Source organism: Paenibacillus hubeiensis, from assembly GCF_032334105.1.
Classification (GTDB): domain Bacteria; phylum Bacillota; class Bacilli; order Paenibacillales; family Paenibacillaceae; genus Paenibacillus; species Paenibacillus hubeiensis.
Genome location: NZ_JAVYAE020000005.1, coordinates 1 through 22,084, shown reverse-complemented (window position 1 = coordinate 22,084; position 22,084 = coordinate 1). Strand labels below are relative to the sequence as shown.

General features: G+C 50.5%; 19 protein-coding genes and 1 rRNA gene. 14 read left to right on the top strand and 6 right to left on the bottom strand.

Annotated elements, in window-relative coordinates; genetic code table 11:
* Positions 1-4: 4 nt before the first annotated feature.
* Positions 5-1,378 (top strand): glycoside hydrolase family 30 protein, encoded by a 1,374-nt coding sequence (locus RSX24_RS15415; protein WP_343261082.1) that lies wholly within the window; start codon positions 5-7, stop codon positions 1,376-1,378.
* A 181-nt stretch (positions 1,379-1,559) separates the two neighbouring features.
* On the opposite strand, the gene RSX24_RS15410 is transcribed toward RSX24_RS15415, so the two are convergent.
* Positions 1,560-2,273: a MerR family DNA-binding transcriptional regulator gene (locus tag RSX24_RS15410; protein ID WP_343261081.1), complete on the bottom strand. Its 714-nt coding sequence runs from the start codon at positions 2,271-2,273 to the stop codon at positions 1,560-1,562.
* A gap of 156 nt (positions 2,274-2,429) precedes the next feature.
* On the opposite strand from RSX24_RS15410, the gene RSX24_RS15405 reads away from it, so the two are divergent.
* The 5 genes from RSX24_RS15405 to RSX24_RS15385 all read left to right on the top strand — a co-directional run bounded on the left by RSX24_RS15405 (position 2,430) and on the right by RSX24_RS15385 (position 8,027).
* The gene (locus RSX24_RS15405) at positions 2,430-3,314 is read left to right on the top strand and encodes an alpha/beta fold hydrolase (protein ID WP_343261080.1); all 885 of its coding nucleotides are present in this window, start codon (positions 2,430-2,432) and stop codon (positions 3,312-3,314) included.
* Positions 3,315-3,362: 48 nt separating this feature from the next.
* On the top strand, positions 3,363-4,013 hold the full coding sequence (locus tag RSX24_RS15400; protein ID WP_343261079.1) for a hypothetical protein: 651 nt from the start codon (positions 3,363-3,365) through the stop codon (positions 4,011-4,013).
* A 175-nt stretch (positions 4,014-4,188) separates the two neighbouring features.
* A complete protein-coding gene (locus RSX24_RS15395) occupies positions 4,189-4,734 on the top strand; it encodes a CueP family metal-binding protein (protein WP_343261078.1) in 546 nt (181 codons plus the stop codon).
* A 234-nt stretch (positions 4,735-4,968) separates the two neighbouring features.
* On the top strand, positions 4,969-5,979 hold the full coding sequence (locus RSX24_RS15390; RefSeq protein ID WP_236415796.1) for an ABC transporter substrate-binding protein: 1,011 nt from the start codon (positions 4,969-4,971) through the stop codon (positions 5,977-5,979).
* The gene (locus tag RSX24_RS15385) at positions 5,976-8,027 is read left to right on the top strand and encodes an iron ABC transporter permease (RefSeq protein ID WP_343261077.1); all 2,052 of its coding nucleotides are present in this window, start codon (positions 5,976-5,978) and stop codon (positions 8,025-8,027) included. The genes RSX24_RS15390 and RSX24_RS15385 overlap by 4 nt, the downstream gene beginning before the upstream one ends.
* 493 nt (positions 8,028-8,520) lie before the next feature.
* On the opposite strand, the gene RSX24_RS15380 is transcribed toward RSX24_RS15385, so the two are convergent.
* Positions 8,521-10,605, bottom strand: a complete 2,085-nt coding sequence (locus RSX24_RS15380; protein ID WP_339273963.1) for a methyl-accepting chemotaxis protein — start codon at positions 10,603-10,605, stop codon at positions 8,521-8,523.
* Between the two features lie 213 nt (positions 10,606-10,818).
* Positions 10,819-11,994: an aminotransferase class I/II-fold pyridoxal phosphate-dependent enzyme gene (locus tag RSX24_RS15375; RefSeq protein ID WP_343261076.1), complete on the bottom strand. Its 1,176-nt coding sequence runs from the start codon at positions 11,992-11,994 to the stop codon at positions 10,819-10,821.
* Positions 11,995-12,338: 344 nt separating this feature from the next.
* Between RSX24_RS15375 and RSX24_RS15370 the strand changes: the two genes are divergently transcribed.
* The gene (locus RSX24_RS15370; protein ID WP_236415804.1) at positions 12,339-13,304 is read left to right on the top strand and encodes an alpha/beta hydrolase; all 966 of its coding nucleotides are present in this window, start codon (positions 12,339-12,341) and stop codon (positions 13,302-13,304) included.
* Positions 13,305-13,466: 162 nt separating this feature from the next.
* Here the strand turns inward: RSX24_RS15370 and RSX24_RS15365 are convergent, their stop codons facing one another.
* Positions 13,467-14,480, bottom strand: coding sequence for a phosphotransferase enzyme family protein (locus RSX24_RS15365; protein WP_343261075.1), 1,014 nt, complete (start codon positions 14,478-14,480; stop codon positions 13,467-13,469).
* 255 nt (positions 14,481-14,735) lie between these two features.
* On the opposite strand from RSX24_RS15365, the gene RSX24_RS15360 reads away from it, so the two are divergent.
* The 5 genes from RSX24_RS15360 (at position 14,736) to RSX24_RS15340 (ending at position 18,943) form a co-directional block, all read left to right on the top strand.
* Positions 14,736-15,530: a HipA family kinase gene (locus tag RSX24_RS15360; RefSeq protein WP_343261074.1), complete on the top strand. Its 795-nt coding sequence runs from the start codon at positions 14,736-14,738 to the stop codon at positions 15,528-15,530.
* A 7-nt stretch (positions 15,531-15,537) separates the two neighbouring features.
* Positions 15,538-16,134, top strand: coding sequence for a serine/threonine protein kinase (locus RSX24_RS15355; RefSeq protein WP_343261073.1), 597 nt, complete (start codon positions 15,538-15,540; stop codon positions 16,132-16,134).
* Between the two features lie 446 nt (positions 16,135-16,580).
* Positions 16,581-17,609 carry a leucine-rich repeat domain-containing protein gene (locus RSX24_RS15350; RefSeq protein ID WP_343261072.1) on the top strand — a complete coding sequence of 343 codons (1,029 nt, stop codon included), beginning with the start codon at positions 16,581-16,583 and terminating at the stop codon, positions 17,607-17,609.
* 72 nt (positions 17,610-17,681) lie between these two features.
* Positions 17,682-18,305, top strand: a complete 624-nt coding sequence (locus RSX24_RS15345) for an NUDIX hydrolase (RefSeq protein ID WP_343261071.1) — start codon at positions 17,682-17,684, stop codon at positions 18,303-18,305.
* A 104-nt stretch (positions 18,306-18,409) separates the two neighbouring features.
* The gene (locus RSX24_RS15340; RefSeq protein ID WP_343261070.1) at positions 18,410-18,943 is read left to right on the top strand and encodes a DUF4303 domain-containing protein; all 534 of its coding nucleotides are present in this window, start codon (positions 18,410-18,412) and stop codon (positions 18,941-18,943) included.
* Positions 18,944-19,354: 411 nt separating this feature from the next.
* Here RSX24_RS15340 and RSX24_RS15335 read toward each other — a convergent pair whose 3' ends face one another.
* Positions 19,355-20,266, bottom strand: coding sequence for an SRPBCC family protein (locus tag RSX24_RS15335; protein WP_343261069.1), 912 nt, complete (start codon positions 20,264-20,266; stop codon positions 19,355-19,357).
* A gap of 4 nt (positions 20,267-20,270) precedes the next feature.
* Entirely contained in the window at positions 20,271-20,786 is a 516-nt protein-coding gene (locus RSX24_RS15330) for a MerR family transcriptional regulator (RefSeq protein ID WP_339273954.1), read from the bottom strand.
* A 318-nt stretch (positions 20,787-21,104) separates the two neighbouring features.
* Between RSX24_RS15330 and RSX24_RS15325 the strand changes: the two genes are divergently transcribed.
* Together RSX24_RS15325 and RSX24_RS15320 are read left to right on the top strand one after the other, a co-directional pair.
* Positions 21,105-21,647: an AAA family ATPase gene (locus RSX24_RS15325; RefSeq protein ID WP_343261068.1), complete on the top strand. Its 543-nt coding sequence runs from the start codon at positions 21,105-21,107 to the stop codon at positions 21,645-21,647.
* A 362-nt stretch (positions 21,648-22,009) separates the two neighbouring features.
* A 16S ribosomal RNA gene (locus RSX24_RS15320) occupies positions 22,010-22,084 on the top strand; the annotation flags it as partial.

The window sequence follows — 22,084 nt, the reverse complement described above, 5'->3', positions numbered from 1 at the left end:
GAACATGAACACGAACATGGATAGGGGCAAAAGCGAAGTTTTGATCTACGAATCGAACGGGGAAGGGCAATTGTTTGCGAAAAAAACGAAAGCGGAGCTGGCCCCGGCTCCTTCTTCCGTCGATGCACGCGTCATCGTCGTTGACGACCGCGAGCGGTATCAGGAAATGGACGGATTCGGCGCGTCATTCACGGATTCGGCCGCTTATCTGATCCATCAGGTGTTGAGCGCGGAACAGCGCGCGGAGCTGATGCCCAAGCTGTTTGACGATAAACGGGGGATCGGCCTGTCCGTCATTCGCAATCCGATGGGCGCTTCCGATTATGCCCGCGAGTTCTATAGTTATAATGATCTGCCCGAGGGCGAGACCGACCCCGAACTGGAGCGGTTTACGATCGCCCATGATGAGCAGGACGTCGTTCCGCTGATGAAAGAGGCGTTGCAGCTGAATCCGCAGCTTAAAATGATGGGCTCGCCCTGGAGCCCGCCAGGCTGGATGAAAACCAGCGGCTCCATGATCGGCGGCACGCTGAAAGAAGAGTGGTACGCGACGTACGCCGATTATTTCGTTCGCTATGTACAGGCTTACGCGGAGCACGGCATCCCCGTATACGCCGTAACGCCTCAGAACGAGGCGCTGTTTTCGCCGCCGCATTATCCGGGCATGATTTTCCCGGCCGCCGATCAGGCCAGATTTGTCCGCGAGCATCTGAAACCGAAGTTCGCAGCGAACGGCATCAGCACCAAAATTTTCTGTTATGACCACAACTGGGATAAGCCGGAATATCCGCTGGAAGTGTTGGAACAGGCGAGCGACGCGGTAGACGGAGTGGCATGGCATTGGTACGGCGGAAGCTCCTCGGCGCAGAGCGATGTGTGGGCTGCTTTTCCGGAGAAAGAAGTGCACTTTACGGAAGGATCTGGCGGAGAATGGATACCGCCGTTCGAGCAGGCGTTCAGCAACGTGATGCGGACGGGCATCGGCATTCTGCGCAATCACAGCCGTTCGTTCGTGCTGTGGAATATGGCGCTGGACGAAGAGAACGGACCGACGGTGCCGGGATTCGGCAACAGTACATGCCGGGGCATCGTGAAGATCAACCAGCAAACGCGGGAGCTCACCTATACGCTTGATTATTACGCGCTGGCTCATTTCAGCAAACATATTCGTCCCGGAGCCGTACGCATAGGTTCAAACAGTGACGATGCCGTGCCAACGGTAGCGTTCCGGAACGTGGACGGATCGATTGCCGTGGTGCTGTTCAATGACCGGTCTCATTCGGAGAGCGTGGAGGTAAGGGTGCCGGGATACGAAACGATGAGTTTCGGCATGGAGGCCAAGAGCGCGTTAACGCTTGCCTTTGGCGTGAGGGACTGAGGGGCTGCCAGGGTCGGATGGGGAAATGGAACTCAAAACAGCAAAGGTGATGTGAGGCCAGCTCGTGCCAAAACAGTCGCTGTACAAAGAAAACAGGCGGGGAATGTTCCTCGCCTGTTTTCCGTTCATCATGGATAAGGCAGACCGTAATGGCGTTTTGGCGAATATGGAACGTGGACGGTTACGATTTATATTCATCAAGTGCTTCGATGTATCGCATAAGGGCCTGGATGCCTGCATACTGCCGCACGAGCCGCTCGTTCAGCTTTGTCATGGCAAGACTGAGCGAGCTTTCGACCTGAACAGGGTCACGTTCTTCCAACAGTTCGAGGAGCTGCTTCATATGGCCGATATAATACACCGTTTTGCGCAAACTGCTGATCAGCAAAATTCTTCTCGTTTGGTTTGCCGGGTAGATCCGATAACCGTTCATGGGGTCACGTTCCGAATGAATCAACCCTTCCTTCTCCCAATGGCGAATGGCAGAGGCATTGACCCCGGCCAGCCCTGCAGCCTTGCCAATCGTCAGTCCGTCCGGCACGTCTGCCGCCATCGGATTTCCCCGGTTTGAATCGCGCAGCATGGACCAGATCTTTTCAACCCGTTCTTTCTCCGACTGTGCGTGGGTCAGCTGCCCGTTTACGAGCCATAACGCCTTCAGCTTCTCACCTTGCCTGATTTCCCGCATAGCTGCGTACACCACGGGAATATCATAAGCACTCAGCAGGCTCCGGATCGCGACAAATGCGTGTAAATGAACACCCATGTATATTCTGCGATTGCCGGGAGTACGCGGTACATCGGGAATCAGCCCTTGTTCCTCGTAACGGCGCAGCGTGGTCGTGCTGACGTTTAACGCGGAAGCCATCTCGCTGGGAGTGAATATCCTGTCCATGTCCATCTGCTCCTTAACCTTGAACTTAAACCTTAAAGTGCTACGATAACATATTCCCGCTGCAGGTACCATTCTTTAAGGAAAACTTGCACCCGAACCGAAAGATTGCATCCATGTTATAGACTGAAGACAAGTAAAGAAAAAGGAGTGAGTTTGTTGAAAAAGAAGGTAACGCTGCCCAATGGTTCAATGATCGAGGTTGGCTTGGTGGGTAACCCCAAAGATGGCGTCGTCATGCTGCCGGGGACCAAACCTGCCGTATATGGCGAAGGGGCGGAAATGCTGCGATTGTGGGGGGTGGACCCCGAACTGGGCGAGAAACTGGTACAAGGGTTGTCGGACGACTTTTGCGTGCTGTATTTTGATTATGAAGGACATTACATGGCACAGCCTGAACCTGACCGTTTTACGCCTGAGCATATCACCAATGATATGCTGCGAATCGCGGACCAGATGCAAGTGGACCGATTCTGGTACTACGGTTACTCCTGGCTGGCGCTTGCCGGACTCCAACTTTCCATTCGCACGGATCGGTTGAACGGACTGATCATGGGAGGTTTCCCGCCCTACGGCGGACCCTATAAAGAAATGTTGACCGTAACGACGAAAACGTATGAACAGGCGCTATCGAATCAGAACAAGGAAGGAGCAGGGCAGGAAACGGGAGCGCAGGACAAAAAGCTCGTAGAGCCCGAAGACATCGATTGGAACGAGGTGGAGGTGAGCATCCATCCCGATCAATGCAAACAGTTCATGACCATGTACCAGCATCTTGCCGATTTCGATGACCGAATCATCCATCCCGTCTCGGGCATGCCCAAATTGGCCTTTGCAGGGGAACTTGATTTGATAGAATATGGTGAATCGTTTGGAAACGTCAGGGTAGATATCGCGGACCGCTTGAAGCGGCACAGGCATGAACTCGAAGCATATGGGTGGGACGTTGAGATCGTCAAAGGAGAGCGAATGGACCATACCGGGGCGATGCAGCCTGCCGTGGTTTTGCCTTTGCTTAAACGTTGGCTTGCCAAACGAACCTGATATTACGTTATTTGTGGAAAGATGCTGTATATGGAAGGGAGCTTAGATATGTCACTCTGGAAAGAGCTTTTCGAAGAACGGACTCACAGCTTGTTATATTACGCCGAACGATCGGACGATTTTACGTCGGGGTGGATTGGCGGCAGCGCACCAGCTTATTTCGACAATGAGCGGGAGCAAGACAATCTTGCAGACGGGGATTATCGCTTTTACATGGCCCTGGTTATGCCGGCTGAAGTTACTGCAGGGCTGGAACGGGGTGGGCAGGCTGGAGACATGCTGTCGGTCTTTGTGCCCTGCGACGAGGACACGCATTTCGAAAATAACATCTATCCGGCTTGCGCCGTCAGGGTCATTCGCCACCCGCATTCACCGCCAAGCCTGTCAGCACGATATGCCCATCCCGATTTGGAAAGGCATGCACTGAGCGCACCAATACGCATGGCTGATGAAGAAGCGAGGGAGCAAGCTTTTCTCGTGAAAATCGGGGGCAATCCCCGATTAATTCAGGATGAAAGACACTATACTTCCGCTCTTCTGAAGGAGGGATATGATTTCTTCATTCAGATCGATGAAGACGGTTATGCGGATGGTCTCGCCGAAGAGTATGTTTTTGGTTATGGGGCGTTGTTTCTTTATTCCGGGTTCGATAAGGGTGGAGGGAAAGAGCCGGTGGCAGGCTTTTGGCAGTTCAGCTAATGGCGCATAAAAACGGATCGTGTACTCTCTGAGATTTGAACGGAAAGCGCTGAAACGACGGGGCAGGAACAATCGGTTAAAAGTGTGAAAATATGGTGAAATGGGCGGTCGAATCGCTCACTTGGACAGCTTCTCCTTTATAATAAAACAAAACGGACAAGGAGATGAACGCCAGATGAAAAAAGCGACGTGGGCCGCAGGGGTGTTAGTTGTCGTTGCATTGGGAACGTATCTGATTGCCGGAAACTTGCAGAAAGAAGAAACGGCGCTGCCATCCGGGGATCATATCAATATCAAACAGCTGGTCGAGGATATCGGGGCAGGCAAGGTGTCCGCCCAATCGGCCTCCATTGATGCAAAAACGCTGACGGTCGTAGGGAATGACGGTCAATCGGCGGATTATGATTTGCCGGAAGATGCCTTCTTTTTATCCATTGCCCCGTATGTACAGCAAACCCATCCCTGCGAGATCCACAGTCTGACCGGTTGCCAAGGGGAAATGAAAAACGAGGATTTTCTCGTCACCATTCTCGATTCCGAAGGAAATACGCTCATGAAAGATTCTTCGCTCAAGACGGCATCCAATGGTTTCGTTGACATTTGGCTGCCCAGAGACAGAAGTTATCTTGTCAAGATGGTTCATGACGGAAAGGTCGCCGAAGCACAGATCTCTACATACGACCAAGACAATACATGCATTACAACGATGCAGTTAAGCTGATTCCAAAAGCTGTACAAAGGTAAAAAGAAGGGCTTTGCGTGGACAATCACGTCAAAGAGAATATCCCGCAGAAAAGGGCTCGCTTCCGGCGGGCCTTTAAGTTGTCATTCCTAGAATTGTTGAGTGATATCATCAATGTTGTTGACAAACCCCCAATCATGTCGCATAATTTTATGAGTGATAATGAGAATTATTATCATGTCTATACATATAAACAGGGGGAGACTTACGAACATGAGAAAAGGTTGGAACGGAATTGCGCTATTGGTTGTTTTTGCTCTTGCGCTGGCGGGGTGTGGATCTTCGAATAATAGTGCTGGCGGGAGCGCATCCGAAGCGGGCCAACAAAATACGGGCAGTGCGCAGACTGAAAATGCTGCAGGTCCGATCACAGTAACAGACGATCGCGGCGAGGTAAAACTCGACAAGCCGGCAGAACGCGTTGTTGTTCTGGAATGGACATTTACGGAAGATGTCATTGCTCTGGGCGTACAGCCTGTCGGTAACGCGGATAATGAAAATTATAAAGTATACGTCACTTCCGAAGCTGCGCTGGATAGCAACGTAACCGATGTCGGCGCACGCAACGAGCCGAACCTGGAGACGATTGCTTCTCTGAAGCCGGATCTCATCATTTCCGATAAAAGATCCCATGAGGCGATTCACGATCAACTGAAAGCTATTGCACCTACGCTGGAATTCGATACGTACAAAGGCGGTTACGATCACGACCACATGGTCTCCATTTTTAATACCATCGCAACTGCGCTGGGCAAAGAAGACAAAGCGAAGGAAGTGTTGGCTGACCTTGACCAGCACTATGCGGATGCCAAGGAAAAACTGGCTGCTGCCGGCAAATCCGATTTCCACTACGTGCTGACCCAAGCGTTCACGTACCAAAATGCAGCATCGCTGCGCATGTTCACGGACAATTCCGTCGTTTCCAGCACGCTGGCGAAGATTGGCCTGATCAATGACTGGCAGCCGGAAAAGCTTGAAGATTACGGTTTTACGACGGTAGGCATCGAAGCGTTGTCGGATGTTCAGGATAGCAGCTTCATTTATATTACGCAGCCGGACGATGATGTTTTTGGCGAAGGCGTGAAAAATAATTCCGTATGGAATGGTTTGAACTTTGTGAAAGAAAACCGCACTTACCCGATTGCGAGCACAACTTGGACGTTTGGCGGTCCGCTGTCTTCCAAAGTGCTCGTTGACGAAGTCGTTGGGGCGATCACGAAATGAGTTCCGTTCAGACAGCGCGCCAATCTTTCAACTGGCGAATGATAAGCATTTATGGGGGCGGCTTGACCGCTCTCATCGTGCTTTTTTTTGTAAGTTTGTGTTTCGGGGAAGCTTCGATCCCGCTGCATACCGTTTTTGATGCGCTGACCGGCAGACAGGATACGCTGGAACATAACATGGTCTGGGATCTGCGCATGCCGCGCACGGTCATCGGCATTTTGTCCGGCGGAGCGCTTGCCGTGGCAGGTGCGATGCTGCAAACGATCACGCGTAATCCGCTGGCTGCATCGGACACGCTTGGCATCAATGCCGGCGCTTATTTCGCCGTTGTGTTCGGAACGGTGATGTTCCCGGGCGTACTGCAAAAGTCTCCGTTTTTGTTCGCAGCGCTCGGTGGGCTCCTGGCTGCTGTTGCGGCCTACGTTATGGGCGGAGGGCGGTCTTCAAGCCCGGTCAGGCTCGCGCTCTCGGGCATGATCATATCCATGGTGCTCGGTTCGTTTACGAGTGCTTTACATATCTTTTTTTCGATGGAAACGCAAGGTCTGTTTCTATGGGGTTCCGGTACGCTCGTGCAAAACGATTGGAGCGGCGTAACCTATGCCTGGCCTTGGGTCATCGGCATTACGCTGGTTGCTTTTTTCTTGTCCAGGCAGTGGGACGTGCTTGATTTGGACGAATCGACGGCGGCGTCGCTCGGACAGCGGGTAGGGATGATTCGTGCCGTAGGTTTGCTCGTATCGGTACTTCTTGCGGCAGTCATCGTAAGCGTCATCGGCCCGATCGGATTCGTCGGGCTGGTCGCGCCGCATCTCGTTCGACTGAGCGGCGCCCGCTCCCATCGCTGGCTTTTGCCAGGCGCTTTTGTATGGGGAGCAGCGCTGTTAATTGCGGCGGACGTTCTTTCCAAAATGATTCACAAGTCGAGCCTGGAATTGCCTACAGGGGCAATGATGGCGATCATCGGCGCGCCTTGGTTGATCTGGCTGGTGCTGACCCGCATGAAAGCGGCGAACGGACCGGCCGCCAACACGTCGATGAGCACCGGTTCGCGCGGGCGACGCTGGCCTTTCCGGCGGCTGGCCGTGCTGTTCACGGTAGTTACCGTTGGAGTGACGCTGCTGAGCACGATGTTTGGCGGAATGCGCATTCCGCTGGCAGATCTGCTGCCAAGCCTGTTCAGCTCGGACGGTCCGTTTTCGGCCATGGTGCAGCTTCGCATTCCGCGTACGCTTGTAGCCGCCGGGGCGGGAGCGGCTCTGGCCATTGCCGGCGTGCTTATTCAGATGGCGGTTCGCAATCCGCTCGCCGACGCCTCGGTCGTAGGCGTCACGTCCGGGGCGGGACTTGGGGCGATGATGGTCATGATATTGTGGACCGGCGTTCCGATCTACATGGTGCCTTTGGCAGCTATCGTCGGCGCAGTCATTGCGGCGGGAATCATTTTCTCGTTATCCTGGAACAAAGGGCTGAATCCGTCGGCCGTGCTGCTGGTCGGCATCGCAATCTCGGCCATTACGGGAGCCGGCATTCAGATTCTGATCATCGTAGGCTCATTATACGGAGGAAGCAGCTACATTTGGCTGACCGGAAGCACGTATGCCCGCACATGGGATCAGGTGAAAATCATCGCTGCCTTCCTGGTGATTCTGATTCCCGTGGCCTGGTGGCTGGCCCGCCGGTTCGAACTGCTTGTGTTTGATGATCAGAGCGCTTCGGGACTGGGCCTGCATGTGCGCCGGACACGCCTGCTTGCGATGGCGACGGGTGTACTGCTTGCAGCCGGCGCGGTTGCTTGCGTAGGGACCGTTGGATTCATCGGGCTGATTGCGCCGCATATGGTCCGGTTGCTGACCGGTCATCATCTGCGCCGTTCGATGTTTCTGTCCGCGCTGGTTGGCGCCTTGCTGCTGGTGCTGACCGACACCATCGGACGAACGGTCATGGCACCGACGGAAATTCCTTCGGGATTGCTGATCGCGATCATCGGCGCGCCGTACTTCCTGTATCTCATGTACCGTTCCAACTGGCGCAGACCCGTAAAATAATATCGCGCGTTTCTGCCGGCTGCTTGAACGTTCTTCCCTTTTACGAAATAAACATACTGAAAGAGCCTGCATGGTTGGTCATGCAGGCTCTTTTTCATCGTGCGCTAACGAACTTCAGACACCTTATATTGAGGCTTTTTTGCTGTCTAAAATTTCTAACGAAACTCAGTCACCTTATTCAGCAGTTTTATAGCCTATGAGTAGCAATGTTGGCCGAATAGCGTGTGTCAGGTTCGTCAAAATTCTAAATGAGTGAAAATACCCCAAATAAGGTGGGGCAGGTTCATTACAGATAATTACAGATATCGTCGAGCTGCGTGCATGCGCGGTGTTACTGATCCCCATATAGCAGGGTTACTCCCAAGCCAATAATGTAATGCATCCGATGTGCTTCGTTCAACGCGTTATACGTGATTTGTTACGGGCTAGTTGAGGCTAGGGGAAACGCTCTACACGCAGCTCTCGGCGAACGCGCACAGTGTCTCCCTGCGGATCAGTGGTCCGCCCCTTGTACGGAATCGATGCGGAACTGGCTGAGCTCCTCTTGCAGTTTGATGGACAACGTGTTTAACCGCTGCGACAGCTCCGCCACCTGCTCGATGCTTTCCAGCTGCTCCTGCGTGCTCGCGCTGACTTCTTCGGTGGAAGCAGAATTTTCTTCGGTGGTGGATGAGATGATCTCCAGCGCCTGCACGATTTCATCTTTGTGCCGGTGCACTTTGGCCGTATTGCTGCTGATCTGGATCATGCGCTGTCTCAGTTCTTCGAGTTCGTTGTTGATGCTGAAAAAGACTTGCTTCGTCTCCTCAACGGATCGCGCGTTTCCTTCGGCGATGCTCAGGCCGCGCGCGGTATGCTCCACCGATACGTTCGTTTTCTCCGCAATTTCGCCCACTTTCCGGCCAATCTCCTCTGTGGCCAGAGTGGTCTGCTCGGCAAGTTTGCGGACTTCTCCGGCAACGACGGCAAATCCGCGCCCGTGTTCTCCCGCACGCGCCGCTTCGATGGAAGCGTTGAGAGCCAGCAGGTTCGTCTGGGTTGCAATTTGATGGACGGTGTCCACGATGCCTGAGATGGCATCCCGACTCAAGTCAATCTCATGGATGATGGACGACATGGCCTGCGTGGATTGGTGGTTTTCCTCTGCCCATCTGGACAGCTGGTCCAGTACGCCGATTCCTCGTCCGCTTTGTTCAGCAGTCGCTTGGACCATCGTTTCAATGGCTCGGGCATCGCTGGCGATTTCGTCGATTTGTACGGACAACGAGCCGGTTTTTTGCAGAATGTTCTCCGATTCAACGGACTGATAGTTGGTTGCATTGGCGATTTCGTTAATGGCTGTTGCGGTATCATTCATCGTGACGGCCGTTCTGGAGGATATGGCCTGCAAATCCTTGGACGATTGGCTGAGCACCGAACCGGTGCTGCCGACCGTTTGCATCATGGCTTGAAGTTTTTGCGTCATGTTGTGCATGCCCTGCGAGATCTGTCCGATCTCATTGCTGGAGCTTATATCGAATTGAACGGTGAGATCTCCGTCTTCCACTTGTTTGATTTTGGCCAGCAGCTTCGGTATCGACCGGAGCAGAGCGCGGAGCGTAACATAACAAATCAGGACAAGCAGGATCGCGGCGACCACGAAACCGCCGATCAGAATCCGGTTGAAGCTGGCCAGCTCCGAAAGCACTTCCTTCTCGGTAATGGTCAGTCCGACAGACCATCCGGTATCTTTGCTGGTGGCGTATCCAATATAGCGGCGTTCTCCTTGATCATCCATGAGCTGTATGCCGGATTTGCCTGCAAGCATTTCTTTGCCGACGTTCCCGAGGTCGCCTGGAATTTCATTGATTTTTTCGTTCAGCACTTTGCTCTCGTCCGGGTGATATAGAATATCTCCCGTTTTGGATGCAAGGATGGAATATCCCGTGCTGCCAAGCGAGTAGCTCTTCATGATGGCCGGAATGTCTTTGAATGCGATATCCGCTGCCACAAAGCCGATCAGTTCGCCCCCATCGTTTTTGACCGGGTAGAAAATGCCTATCAGAATATTGCCGGATGCCAGGTCCTTATAGGGTTCGGAAAAATAAAGTCCGTCTGCGGCCATCACCGGTTCATAATACGGACGGGTCTTGATATCGAAGTCGGCGGCGGAGGCTACGCCGTCATTTTGCAGCCAGAAGCCGTTTCCGTCGATGCCCGCGACCCATGCATCGGCAAAGGAAGGCTCTTCCTTGACGATCGCGGCCAGCGTGGCTTGAACCTCTGCGGCATAAGGTGACGTTGTGGCCGTCGCTGCCGATTCGGTCGTTTCAATATATTGTTCGAACAAATGATTTGTGGACATCTGTTTGACAAGCGAGCCTTTTTCTTTGAACAACGCATCGAATTGGCTGACGATCGCCTGCGTTTTCGTCTGAAGCTGGGCCTCCTGCTGGTTGACCAGAATGCTTCGCGTGCCGGTAAACATGAATGTCCCCAAAATCGAAAAGACGACAACGATAATGGCCAACAGCACCATGGACAGTGTATTGGCGATGCTCGTTGCTTTGTTACCCCTTTTTTTGACTGGCTGTACCATGCGGCCATCTCCCCAAAATCGGATATTGAGCTGTGCTCTTAGCATATATTTCGGAATTTCGAATCCGTTTCGATAGAGGCAAGGGATGGAAAATGTTTGTTTTTATTCATTACCTGGAGGGTGTACGGTCAACGGTAGGGAAGGACTCACGTTCATCCCTAATTGCACAAAAAGAACCGTTCCTGCTAATAAGGAACGGTTCCTTTGCTGACTCTATTCGTTTGATGTCAGAATGCCGCTGCTTTCCACGGATTGCAGCGCCTGTTCGAGCTGTTCACGATCCTGAACAAGCGCGAGGCGGACATATCCTTCGCCGGAAGGACCGAATGCACTGCCGGGTGTCACGATTACGCCGGCCCGGCTTACCAGGTCCATGGCAAATTGTTCGGAAGTGGCGTAATGGTCGGGAATCCGGCTCCAAATAAACATAGTGGCATCCGGTTTGGCAATAGGCCAGCCCAGTCTGCCGAAGCCTTCGCAGAGAATGTCACGGCGTTCCTCATAGATCGCCCGTACCCGGTCCACGTCGGACTGATCCCCGGTAATGGCTGCGATGGCCGCCTTCTGGATCGGCAGGAACATGCCATAGTCCATGTTGGATTTCAGCTTTTTCAGGATAGATACGACGGACGGATTGCCGACGCAGAATCCGATCCGTGCACCGGCGAGTCCATATGTTTTGGAGAGGGAATTGAACTCGACTCCGACCTCCATGGCTCCGGGATAGGAAAGAAAGCTGCCGCAGCTGTTCCCGTCAAATACCAGCTCGCTATAAGCGTTGTCGTGCAGAACGATGATGTCATGCTGCTTGGCAAACGCGATCAGATCCAGGTAAAACTGCTCGGGCGCCATGGCCGTGGTTGGATTGTTCGGATAGGATACGAGCATGAACTTAGCTCGTTTCGCGATTTCTTCCGGGATATCCTGCAGCTGGATGACATAACCGTGTTCCTCTTTTTGCGGCATGTAATAAAGCTCTGCACCTGCCAGAAGAGGCCCATCGGCGAACACCGGATAACAAGGGTCCGGGACCAGCACCAGGTCGCCCTCGTCCACGATGGCCAGGGAAATATGGGCAAGGCCTTCCTGTGAGCCAAGAAGTGAGCAGATTTGCGTAGCCGGGTTCAATTCTACCTGATAGCGCCGTGCATACCATTCGCTGACCGCTTGCAGCAGCTCGCTCTGATCGTTGATGGCGTAAATATAATTTTGGGTATCCCCGGCAGCTTCGAGCAATGCATCGATAATATGCTGCGCGGGAGGGGTATTTGGAGCTCCGACACTCAGATCGATCACGGTCTGCCCGTTCTCGATCCGTTGGCGCTTGATTTCGAGCAGTCGGGAAAAGATGCCTTCCTGAAAATGGTTCATGCGATTGGCGAATTTCATGATGATGCAGCCTCCAAACCTGTTGTCCAATAGTATTCTTCTATCATAAAGGGACTTGGGTCAAATGAGAAGGGAGGTCAGAGCATATTCGTTTCGAAATCGCAAGGGGAGCGGATAAACGCCATCCTGAAATCAGATGGTTGATAATATTGAGACTTTTTACGTGCATTCAAGGCGACTCCGGCGCGTAAAACAGGATGGATTTGGGTAAAAAAATGGAGAGTGTTGACAATGGGTTTTAAACGGGTTATAATTCGTTTATAAATTAAGTATTTTAAATTTAAGATTCTTTATTTCGTTGTATATGAATAAAAACAAACATCACATTTTAGGAGGAATTTATCATGACAACAGCAAACAACCCAAACAATGAAAACAAGGTAGTTCTTGAACCGGCAGCGCAAAAATTCGTGGAAGATACCGCCAATCCTCCGTATTTGTTTGACCTGGGTCCAGCCAAAGGACGCGAAACCGTCGACGAAGTGCAGTCCGGTGATATCGCGAAACCTGCGGTTGATATTGAAGATTTAACGATCCAGGGCGGACCAACGGGCGAAGTATCGATCCGAATCGTACGTCCGCAAAACGCTAACGGGGCTTTGCCGGTCATTCTATACACTCACGGGGCTGGATGGGTGTTCGGCAATGCCCATACGCATGACCGTTTGATTCGCGAACTGGCTGTAGGTTCGAATTCGGCCGTCGTGTTCACGAACTACGACCTGTCTCCAGAGGTCCGTTATCCTGTTGCGATCGAGCAAATTTACGCCGTGTTGGAGTGGATCTCGAGTGAAGGCGCCAGCCATAACCTGAAATCCGACGCTATTGCGGCAGCGGGGGACAGCGTCGGCGGCAACATGACGGCGGCTATTACGCTGATGGCCAAAGACCGCAAAGGCCCGAAAATCAGCAAACAGCTTCTGTTCTATCCAGTAACCGATGCGTCGTTCGACACCCCGTCTTATCACCAATTCGCGGAAGGTTACTTCCTGCGCCGGGATGGGATGCAATGGTTCTGGGACCAATATACGACCGATCCGGCACAAAGAGCGGAAATCTACGCTTCCCCGCTGCGCGCAAACCTGAATCAATTGCAAGGCTTGCCTGAGGCGCTGGTGATTACCGGTGAAGCTGACGTGCTTCGCGATGAAGGCGAGGCATATGCCAACAAATTGCGTGAAGCGGGAGTACCGGTAACGGCGGTTCGCTTCCAAGGCATCATTCATGACTTTGTCATGCTGAATGCGCTGGCCGATACCCATGCCGCCAAAGGCGCAATGCTCCTGGCCAATGCCTGGATCCGCCAATAACGTTCGTCCCGGCTTTCCAAATAGAGGGCTGCACTTCATGTGCGGCCCTCTTTGGCGTGGAGAATGGGATGGAGCTTCGTGCGTCAAACGCGCTGAAAGCCGTTCAAAACAACCGCGTGTTCCATATTGATACACGCATTTAGGCAGAATTATGGCAAGAGACTATAGCTCTATCGCTTGAAATAGAAAGGGGCTGCCACTCAAATAATGACGCAAGATGGCTTGCGCATACGACTGTTCTTCTTTCAGACTGTCGGTCTCCCTTGGATCGGGTGCATGGTGGGCGAAATTTTCGAGCATGGCCATCACGGCAAACGACTCCAGTTCCTGCAGCCCATCCGCGGCTGGTTTCCGAATGCTTTGGTACCCCTCAAGCACAAGTTTTCGTTGAGCCGGATACAGGCCCAAGATCGTATGAGCCACGTCGTACAGGAAATATCCGAATCCGCATCTGCCGAAATCGATGGGACGCGGATGCTTGCCGTCAAACACGATGTTTCCTTGATGCAGATCGCCATGGATTAATCCGTAATTTGTAGTGTCTTTGACAAGTCCGGTCAAGTGGGTGCGTACTTTTTCGGCAGCGGATTGATACAGCGCAAACCCGTCATGGGAAAGAAAGGCTTTGTGATGCTCTGCCAGGCGTATCATCGATGCATTGAAGCTTGGCAAACCCCATTCAGGCCGAGTGAAGTCGGCTGGGGGTTCGAATTGCCGGGATGCATGGTGAAGCTTTGCAAGCAGGACTCCTTCATTAAAAACCTGTTCCTCGGAAAGTTCCCGGCCCTCGTTTATGCCATCAACCCAGCGCATTAATGTCGCATAAACGGGCAGATCGTCGCCATGGTCCCCTTTAAGTTCCAACACGCTGTCGCCATGCCGATTCGGAACGCCTTGGGGAACGGGAATGTTCGTCAACCTATTCAGCGCATCCAGCCAAACGAGTTCAGAACGCAGTTCCTCCTTGTTCATTCCCGGATGAATGCGCAGCAATAAGGTCTGGCTTTTACTTGTTTGCACAACAAACGTACACGTATCGGACAATTGATTGAACCGGATATGATCCCAATCCAAATCCAAATCGTAACTTTGCAGCGCTCTGAGCGCTGCATGTTTGGAATGGGCGAGTATTTTTCTTACATTTTCCTCTGAGCTGATTTGAAACGTACGTGGCATGTATTATCCCCTCCGCTAAATCTGACCCTCTTTATTCGATACGATCATGCTATCCCAAGTCTGCGGTTCACGAAATGGAAACATTGATTATAAACGTGTTTTCCCGAGAAGAACCAGTAGAGCAGAATGTGAAATAATTTGGCTTATCTAGCGGTTGAAGTCAGAGTATTTCAATAGGAGCATGACTATACCAAAAGTTTATAGGAAACATATATTAGTAAAATCAGATTGGTTCGCTTTCGGGGAGGTGGATTCATGCTTCAAGCCGTTACCTATGTCCAATCACTTACGGGTACCAGTTTACCTCATCTTATGCAATGTGATGATGGTAACTACTACGTTGTTAAACTTAATAAGAATCCCCAAGGAAGTCGCGCTTTAGCGAATGAGATGATTTGCTGCTGGTTGGCAGGACGATTGGGGATCCCTGTTCCTTGCAGTCAGGTAATCTATATCAATGATTCATTAAGGAAACAATATTTAGAACTTGGGTACGATCTCGGACATGGCCCGCATTACGGCAGTCAATTTATTTTTGATAGTACAAGTTACCCTTCACAATCAGAGCTTGCTAGTTGTTGCAATATTGGCCAAGCGGCAGATATTATCGCTTTTGATTGTTGGTTGGATAACAATGACCGTTATTTGAGGCGGGATAATGGACAAAATATTTTGGTTTCACGAACGCCAACTCCAAAGTTGTGGATGATTGATAATGCCAATATATTCGCTGGTCCCAACTGGACGATTCAGTCGATGTTTAATTCGGTTTCAGTACATCCCATGTTTTGGGGGGCACTGTATGCGATGTTTGTTCCTTTCTTGGATGGTCCCGATCCTTTTGGCAAAGCAATAGCTAATATTATAGCTCTACCCACAGGCGAACTGATCGAAGTTATGGCTGTAATGCCAGCTGAATGGGGGGTTAGTCACGAGGAAATAGCTGCGGTGTCACATGCATTAGAAGTGCGAAAGAATTATCTTCCCTATTGGATAAGCCATCTGCAAGACCATTTCCCTATGTGGAGAAGTCAACATGGAGGGTTGTGATAGAATCATGACAGTCTTTAATATCCAAGTGTATCCTGGCATTCATAGTCCTAATCTTCCTTATGTCGTACAGTGGCGTAACCCGGATGGATATCCTTTTCTTGGGGCAGGGGCGCAAGGAGCCGTTTTTCAGTTATCGGTTAATACATGCGTCAAGGTCTATGTAAACGAGTTCGATACTCATCAGGAGGCTGAGACACTCCGAAGAGCTTCCTCTGCTTCGTTTGTCCCTCAGGTATATGAGGTCGGTCCAAACTACATCATCATGGAACTTATCCGAGGGCAGGGAATTAAAGCATATCTTTCACACCGACAAGTATTTCCTTCATTTCTCGCTGAAGAATTATTAACAATGCTTCATGAGATGAAACGAGTTGGATTTACAAGAATTGATGCTGCATTACGCCATGTTTATGTCACTCCCGCAGGAAAAGTCAAAGTGATTGATCATGTGAATTCGTATAGGACAGTACAACCATATCCGGCAAGGATACTGAAAAGTCTTGCAAATATAGGCTATTTAGCTCCATTTCTTCAACATGTGGAGAGGAAGGCTCCATGGATGTATGAAGAGTGGAGACAGGCATCCGTTATTCCTTTTTGAATGGAATCCAGGATATTTAATTGCGCGGAAATAGGCCCTGAGGACTTATGAATAAAGATATGGCCGAGCTTGCAATATCTCGAGGGTCAGCCTGATGTATTGGATGAAACGGGCGAACTGGCTTCGCTTCTGTACAGGAGTATGGCTACTAAATGTCGGATAAGTGAAGGCGATCAAACCTGCCGATGGCGCACCATACATCGAAGTCTCGCCGAAGCTGCTGCACGAAATGCGGATCTGACCGAATAAACGTTGGCATTTGGTTGCAGGAATCGTCAAAGGCAAGGAAAGGAGGAAACTCCGCCATCCTCGCCTTTTTTTGCATTGACATATATTTTGGTATTGTGCATCGCAGAAGGTCATGCTGGCACCAGGCATCTGGTTTCCAAACGCATGAATTTGATTTACAATTGATGGAAACAAGCCGTATGCAAAGGGGGAAAATCATGAGCGGAAGTTGGCATGCTTCCATGCAAGGCGTTCCCTGGAACGAGGACAAAATGAATGAGGCAGTCCGCTGTTTGCGGCATCGCGCGACGGTCAGCATTGCAGTCGGGGCGGATCAAACGGAGGATTTGTTTGCTTTGGACAAGCAGGTGTTTTTTAGACGGCCGGATCTCATTTTGCACGTGTGGAACAGGGATGAGAAAGCCAGTTACACGAAGGAGTTTCTCGAAACGCTCGCGCAACTGAAACATGCAGCCGCCTTGAAGCTGGATCTCCGGCAATCGCAGGATCTGTCCACGCTTGGCGCCATGGAGCAAATGCAGTTCCTGAACGTGAGTTCGCCCAAAAAAGCGGTAAACTTGGAGTTTATCGAGTCCTATAAACGCTTGACCTATTTGGAGCTGCACGGCAAATTCACGGATCTAACGCCGATTTCGGAATGCATTCATCTGGATACGCTCGTACTAAATTGTAAGGTGGATCGGTTGGACGTGGCGGCAGAGCTGCCGCTGCTCAAATACCTCGGCATCGACAGTTGTGAATTAAATGCTCCGCTTGCCGCGTTGGGAGATTCGAACGTAAGCATGTTGAGATTGTCCGCAGTCCGTAAGTTGAGCGACATCGGCGAGTTGGCCCTGTTGCACAACTTGGAATTTCTGCATTTGGCATTGCCCAAGGTGGAGTACCTGTGCAATTTTTCGAAGCTGGACAGGCTCAGACAATTGGAGCTGGATTACATGAAATCGCTGCGGAATATAGACCAACTATGGACTGCGCGCAACCTTGAAGCGATTACGCTTAAAGAGATCAACACGTCGATTAAAGCGGAAGCTTTTGACCCATTGGCAGAAATGGAGCATCTAAGGCAGGTGGATTTTCGTTTTATCGATATGAACAAAGGGCGCATTGCGGCCATGCGCGAACGGTTGGAACATGCGGGCAAGGGCCATCTGCTGATTGACCAGATCCCGGAGGAACAACGCATTCGCTCTATGGTGATCGAGCATTTGTCTCCCATTTTGATGTGATCGGCGAATCCGGCAGACACGAAAGACCCGTTTTTTCCAGATGCCTAAATACAAGAGAGCAGGTGGAAGTCGATGAGCTCAGACATGCAATGGCTTGATTGGGTTAAGCGAATTCAAGCGATCGCCCAAACCGGGCTGACATACTCCAAGGACGTGTACGACCTTGAACGATTTGAAGAGTTAAGAGAACTTAGCATGGAAATGCTTGCGAATTATACGAATGTCAGCCGGGAGAAAATCAAGCTTCACTTCGGAAGCGAAACGGGATATGCCACGCCTAAGGTGGACATACGCGGAGTCGTCTTTAAAGAGGGAAAAATATTGCTGGTGCGGGAAAAAGCCGACAATGCCTGGGCATTGCCGGGCGGGTGGGCTGACATTGGACATTCTCCTTCGGAAATCGCCGTAAAAGAAATCGAAGAAGAATCAGGTTACATTACGGTACCCAAGCGGATACTTGCCGTGATGGATAAAAAATTCCACGATCATCCTCCGGAACAATATCACGTGTATAAAATCTTTATCGAATGCCAGATTGTGGCCGGACAGCCCAGTGGCGGGGTTGAAACGAGCGAAGTTGCCTTTTTTGATAGAGACCGGTTGCCAGAGCTCTCGTTGGAGCGAAATACGGTGAAGCAGATTCAAACGATGTTTCAGTTTCTGGATGATCCGAGCAAAACCGTTATTTTGGATTAAACGTTAAGATGGCATCAATACGTCGACGATTGAGGAGTGGGAAGCTTATTTGGACCTGCGTTGCTAGGGTGGAAGGGAATAAATTGGGGAAAGGACGAACCATCATGACTGATTTTTTGAAGCAATTTGAGGAGCGCTTTCGGGCAAGCTTTGTGGAAGATTTGAAAAGAACGTTGGAACAAACGCGAAATGAACGCGTGTATGCCTGTGCTTTTGGCACGGATAGCGACTTCGTCACCTTATTTTTGGCCGTAAATACGGAGGAATCGCTGGCTCGGCATATTGCCGACATGAAGAAGAAAGGGCTGTGTAACTCGAAAGAGGATGAAATTTATTTCAGGTGGGGTTGTTCGGAGTACCAATATGGTGACGACACGCATTTCAATGATATCAGCAAGCTGTTGTATGCCGTAGAAAATGCATATGACTACAAGGACCAATTGATCGAGATCATTGCAAGGGTGGTTCAGGAAACGGAACCGTCAGTTTTTGCCGAATACGGGCAATCCAAGGAAGACATCGTCTTTTTTGTGTCCATGACGGATGACGATCAGGCAGAGGAGCTGGAGAACGAATCGGTTGCGCTGATGACCCGCCCGGAGCTGGTTGAGGGATTTTTGAAGCGGTATGAGCAATAAGGGAACGTGATTTCGTCAATTGAATCTTTTATTAACAACGGAAATTCGGCAGCAGATTCAAGGCCCTCAGGTTGTGTTGTGGAAAGACATTGACGGAAAAGAGGATGAATTCGGGTGCGGCCTGTGTCCATTTAGCGAAATGGATTGAGAAAAATGTGAGCAGTAGTAGGACTACAACTTCTATGGAGACTAAATAAGAAATGAACTGGGCCCCCACATCCAAACGTTAGCTCAATGAAGACATTTGAAGGCAGCCGCCCCAAAAGCCGGCCGCCTTTTTCCTCATCTAACGGGTAGGAAAGTTCCAATTGGGTATATCAATTTAATGACGTTTTCCAAGCAGAGGTGCTTATGAATCCTGCTCGCGACACCTAAATCCAGGCGCTGGCTGGCCGTCCTTCCGCGTGGTTACTATATGCGCCGTCCTTCTAGCACAGCTTGAAGACGGTCCAGGTTCTGCTCGTTGCTGTCCGGGCAATATGATTTTGCTTGCTGGAATAAGTTTTCGTCTTTGAACTGTTGACGGAATGTCACACGCGTCCGACCGGCCATATCGGTAAATGTTGCCGTCAACCTGAATTCAGGAGTGCCTTGATGCTCCAGTACGATGCGTTTCCCCGACTCGATTTCGATGAACTTGTTCTCGTTCGGATAATCCTTGCCGTCCGGTCCGTGAAAGGTAAAGCGCCAGAAGCCGCCCTCGCGGAAGTCGAATTCGTGGAATGTGCTTGTGAAGCCGTTAGGCCCCCACCACTGCGCCAGAAGCTCCGGTTGCGCCCACGCCCGGTAAACATCTTCGCTCGGGAAGTCGTACAAACGCGTATGAGCAAACTCCAATTGGCCGGGAATCAGATCGGCGTCGTCTTCCGCAGCAACCGCATCTCCGCCCTGAGTAAGCGAATGACCCAGCAGCTCTAGAAGCTCCCTTGACCCGTGTTCCCGATTCTCCACCGCATCGAGCCCATCGAAGAAGGTGCCTTGCTCCGTAAAGGTCAGCTTCGTGCCTCCATCCGTGTCTGCAAGCTCAATCGTAGTAATGGACACCGAGAACCGCACGCCGTTAAAGTCCATTACGTACGTATAAACAATCCGCTCAAGCGGAACGATCTCCTGATAAGTCGCGTCGAATGTGAACAATCCGCCGTCCGGCGTTTCGCCGCTGCTGAATTCCCGTCCGCCTACCCGGAATTCGAACACTTCCGGCTTCGTGAACCAGCGTGCTTTGGCTTCAGCGTCAGCCATTGCTTGGTATACCTGCTCCCTGGATGCCGGATACGTTTTTTCAATTACAAATGTTCCATGTCTTACAAATTTTTCTTTCATGCTCTTAATCCTCCTTGTGTTCTTTTTTTGTAGGGTTTGTTCCCTCATTCCCGCCTGCTAAAAACATCCCCAGCAGGCCCAAGCGTTGCTCCCAACTGTGTTGACGATTCAGGATCGGCTTCTCGTAGTCGTTCTTCATCGCTTGCAGCAGTGTGGTGAAATCGTCTACCGTCACCTGCTGCTTTCCTTTCATCAACTTAGATACGTGCCTCAGCTGATCAAGCAGCTTCTGCTGCCGCCGTATTTGCTCTTGCGCGCGCTCGATCTGCATGTCGACGACCTCGAGCGGGTCAATTCCGGGGCCCGTTAGTGCAGCTTTCACTTCGTCGAGCGACAGGCCCAACTCCTTCAGCGATATAATTTGATAGAGTCGTGACAAATCATCGTCGTCGTAGAGCCGATGTCCCGATTCCGTGGCAGCCGACGGCGAGAGCAGTCCAATCTGGTCGTAGAAGCGCAACGTACGCACGGTTAACCCCGTCAGCTTGGCCAGATCCCCGACCTTCCAATATGGTTTCATGATCATCTCCGTTCTTTGTCGCTAGCTTGATCCCGGTAGCCTGATTATAAAACCTTACGTAACGTAAGGTGCAAGCGATTTATTTTAATATTTTTCTCAAAATAAAAAACGTGATGAGATAACTTACATACAAACGTTCCGCTAACGGGAAACGTTAGTTCAATAACAATAAAAAGCAGTCGATCATTGTGACTGGCTGCTTTCAATCGTCTAACAGGCTGAAGGGCGTAATAACTGAATATATCTATTCGTCGACCTTTTATCGTTTTTTCTTATCAAATATTATGTTTATGTAATTACTTAAAGGATGGTGGTTTTATGTTAGTGGAGAGTCCAAGCATCATACTGGTCACCGGAATCATGGCTAGTGGAAAATCTACCGTAGCGCAGTTACTTTCTGAACAATTTGATAATTCGGTACATTTACGTGGAGACATTTTTCGGAGAATGATTGTAAATAACCGCAAAGAAGTTCGTCCTGATTCAGGAAGTGACGAGTTCGATCAGCTGAGGCTGCGATATCAGCTCGCTGCTCTGTCAGCGGAGATGTACTATAAGTCGGGATATACAGTTGTTGTACAAGATGTTGTCATCGGACCACTACTTACTGATTTCATCTCATATATTAATAACCGCCCATTGTATTTAGTAGTGCTATGTCCAAACACTGCTGTGGTTGCAATGAGAGAGGCAAACCGCACAAAGAAAGGTTATGGGATATGGAGCGTTGATGAGTTAGATCGCGTACTGCGAAATGAAACTCCACGCTTGGGACTGTGGTTAGATTCATCAGATTTGTCCCCAGAAGAGACGGTTAATGAAATTATCAAGCGGCTAAAAAATGAGGCAGTAATAGAATAAACTATTACGTTAACGGGAAAAATAGTTCAACAAATCAATGAGCAGTCTGTAGTTTGGGAAGCTGCTCATTTTTCGTTGAATTGTCGTTTGAGTAAATGGTTTTTTTTACAAGTTGCAATTGCTTAATGAAACATGTTATATTTTTATTCCGGCCGCGAGACGGACGGTAAGAAATTGTTTGATCTTTGAAAACTGAACAACGAGTGAGTAATGCGAAGGTTTTTGGTACATGTCGTATGACTGTATGAAAACCGGAGCGACATTGAGATATTTTATCTCGTCAGATTCAAAATGAGCTAATCGCTCTTTTCAATACCTCAGATGATTTTCATCACGATTAACCTCGTGACCGAAATTCATCTTTATTGGAGAGTTTGATCCTGGCTCAGGACGAACGCTGGCGGCATGCCTAATACATGCAAGTCGAGCGGAGTTGA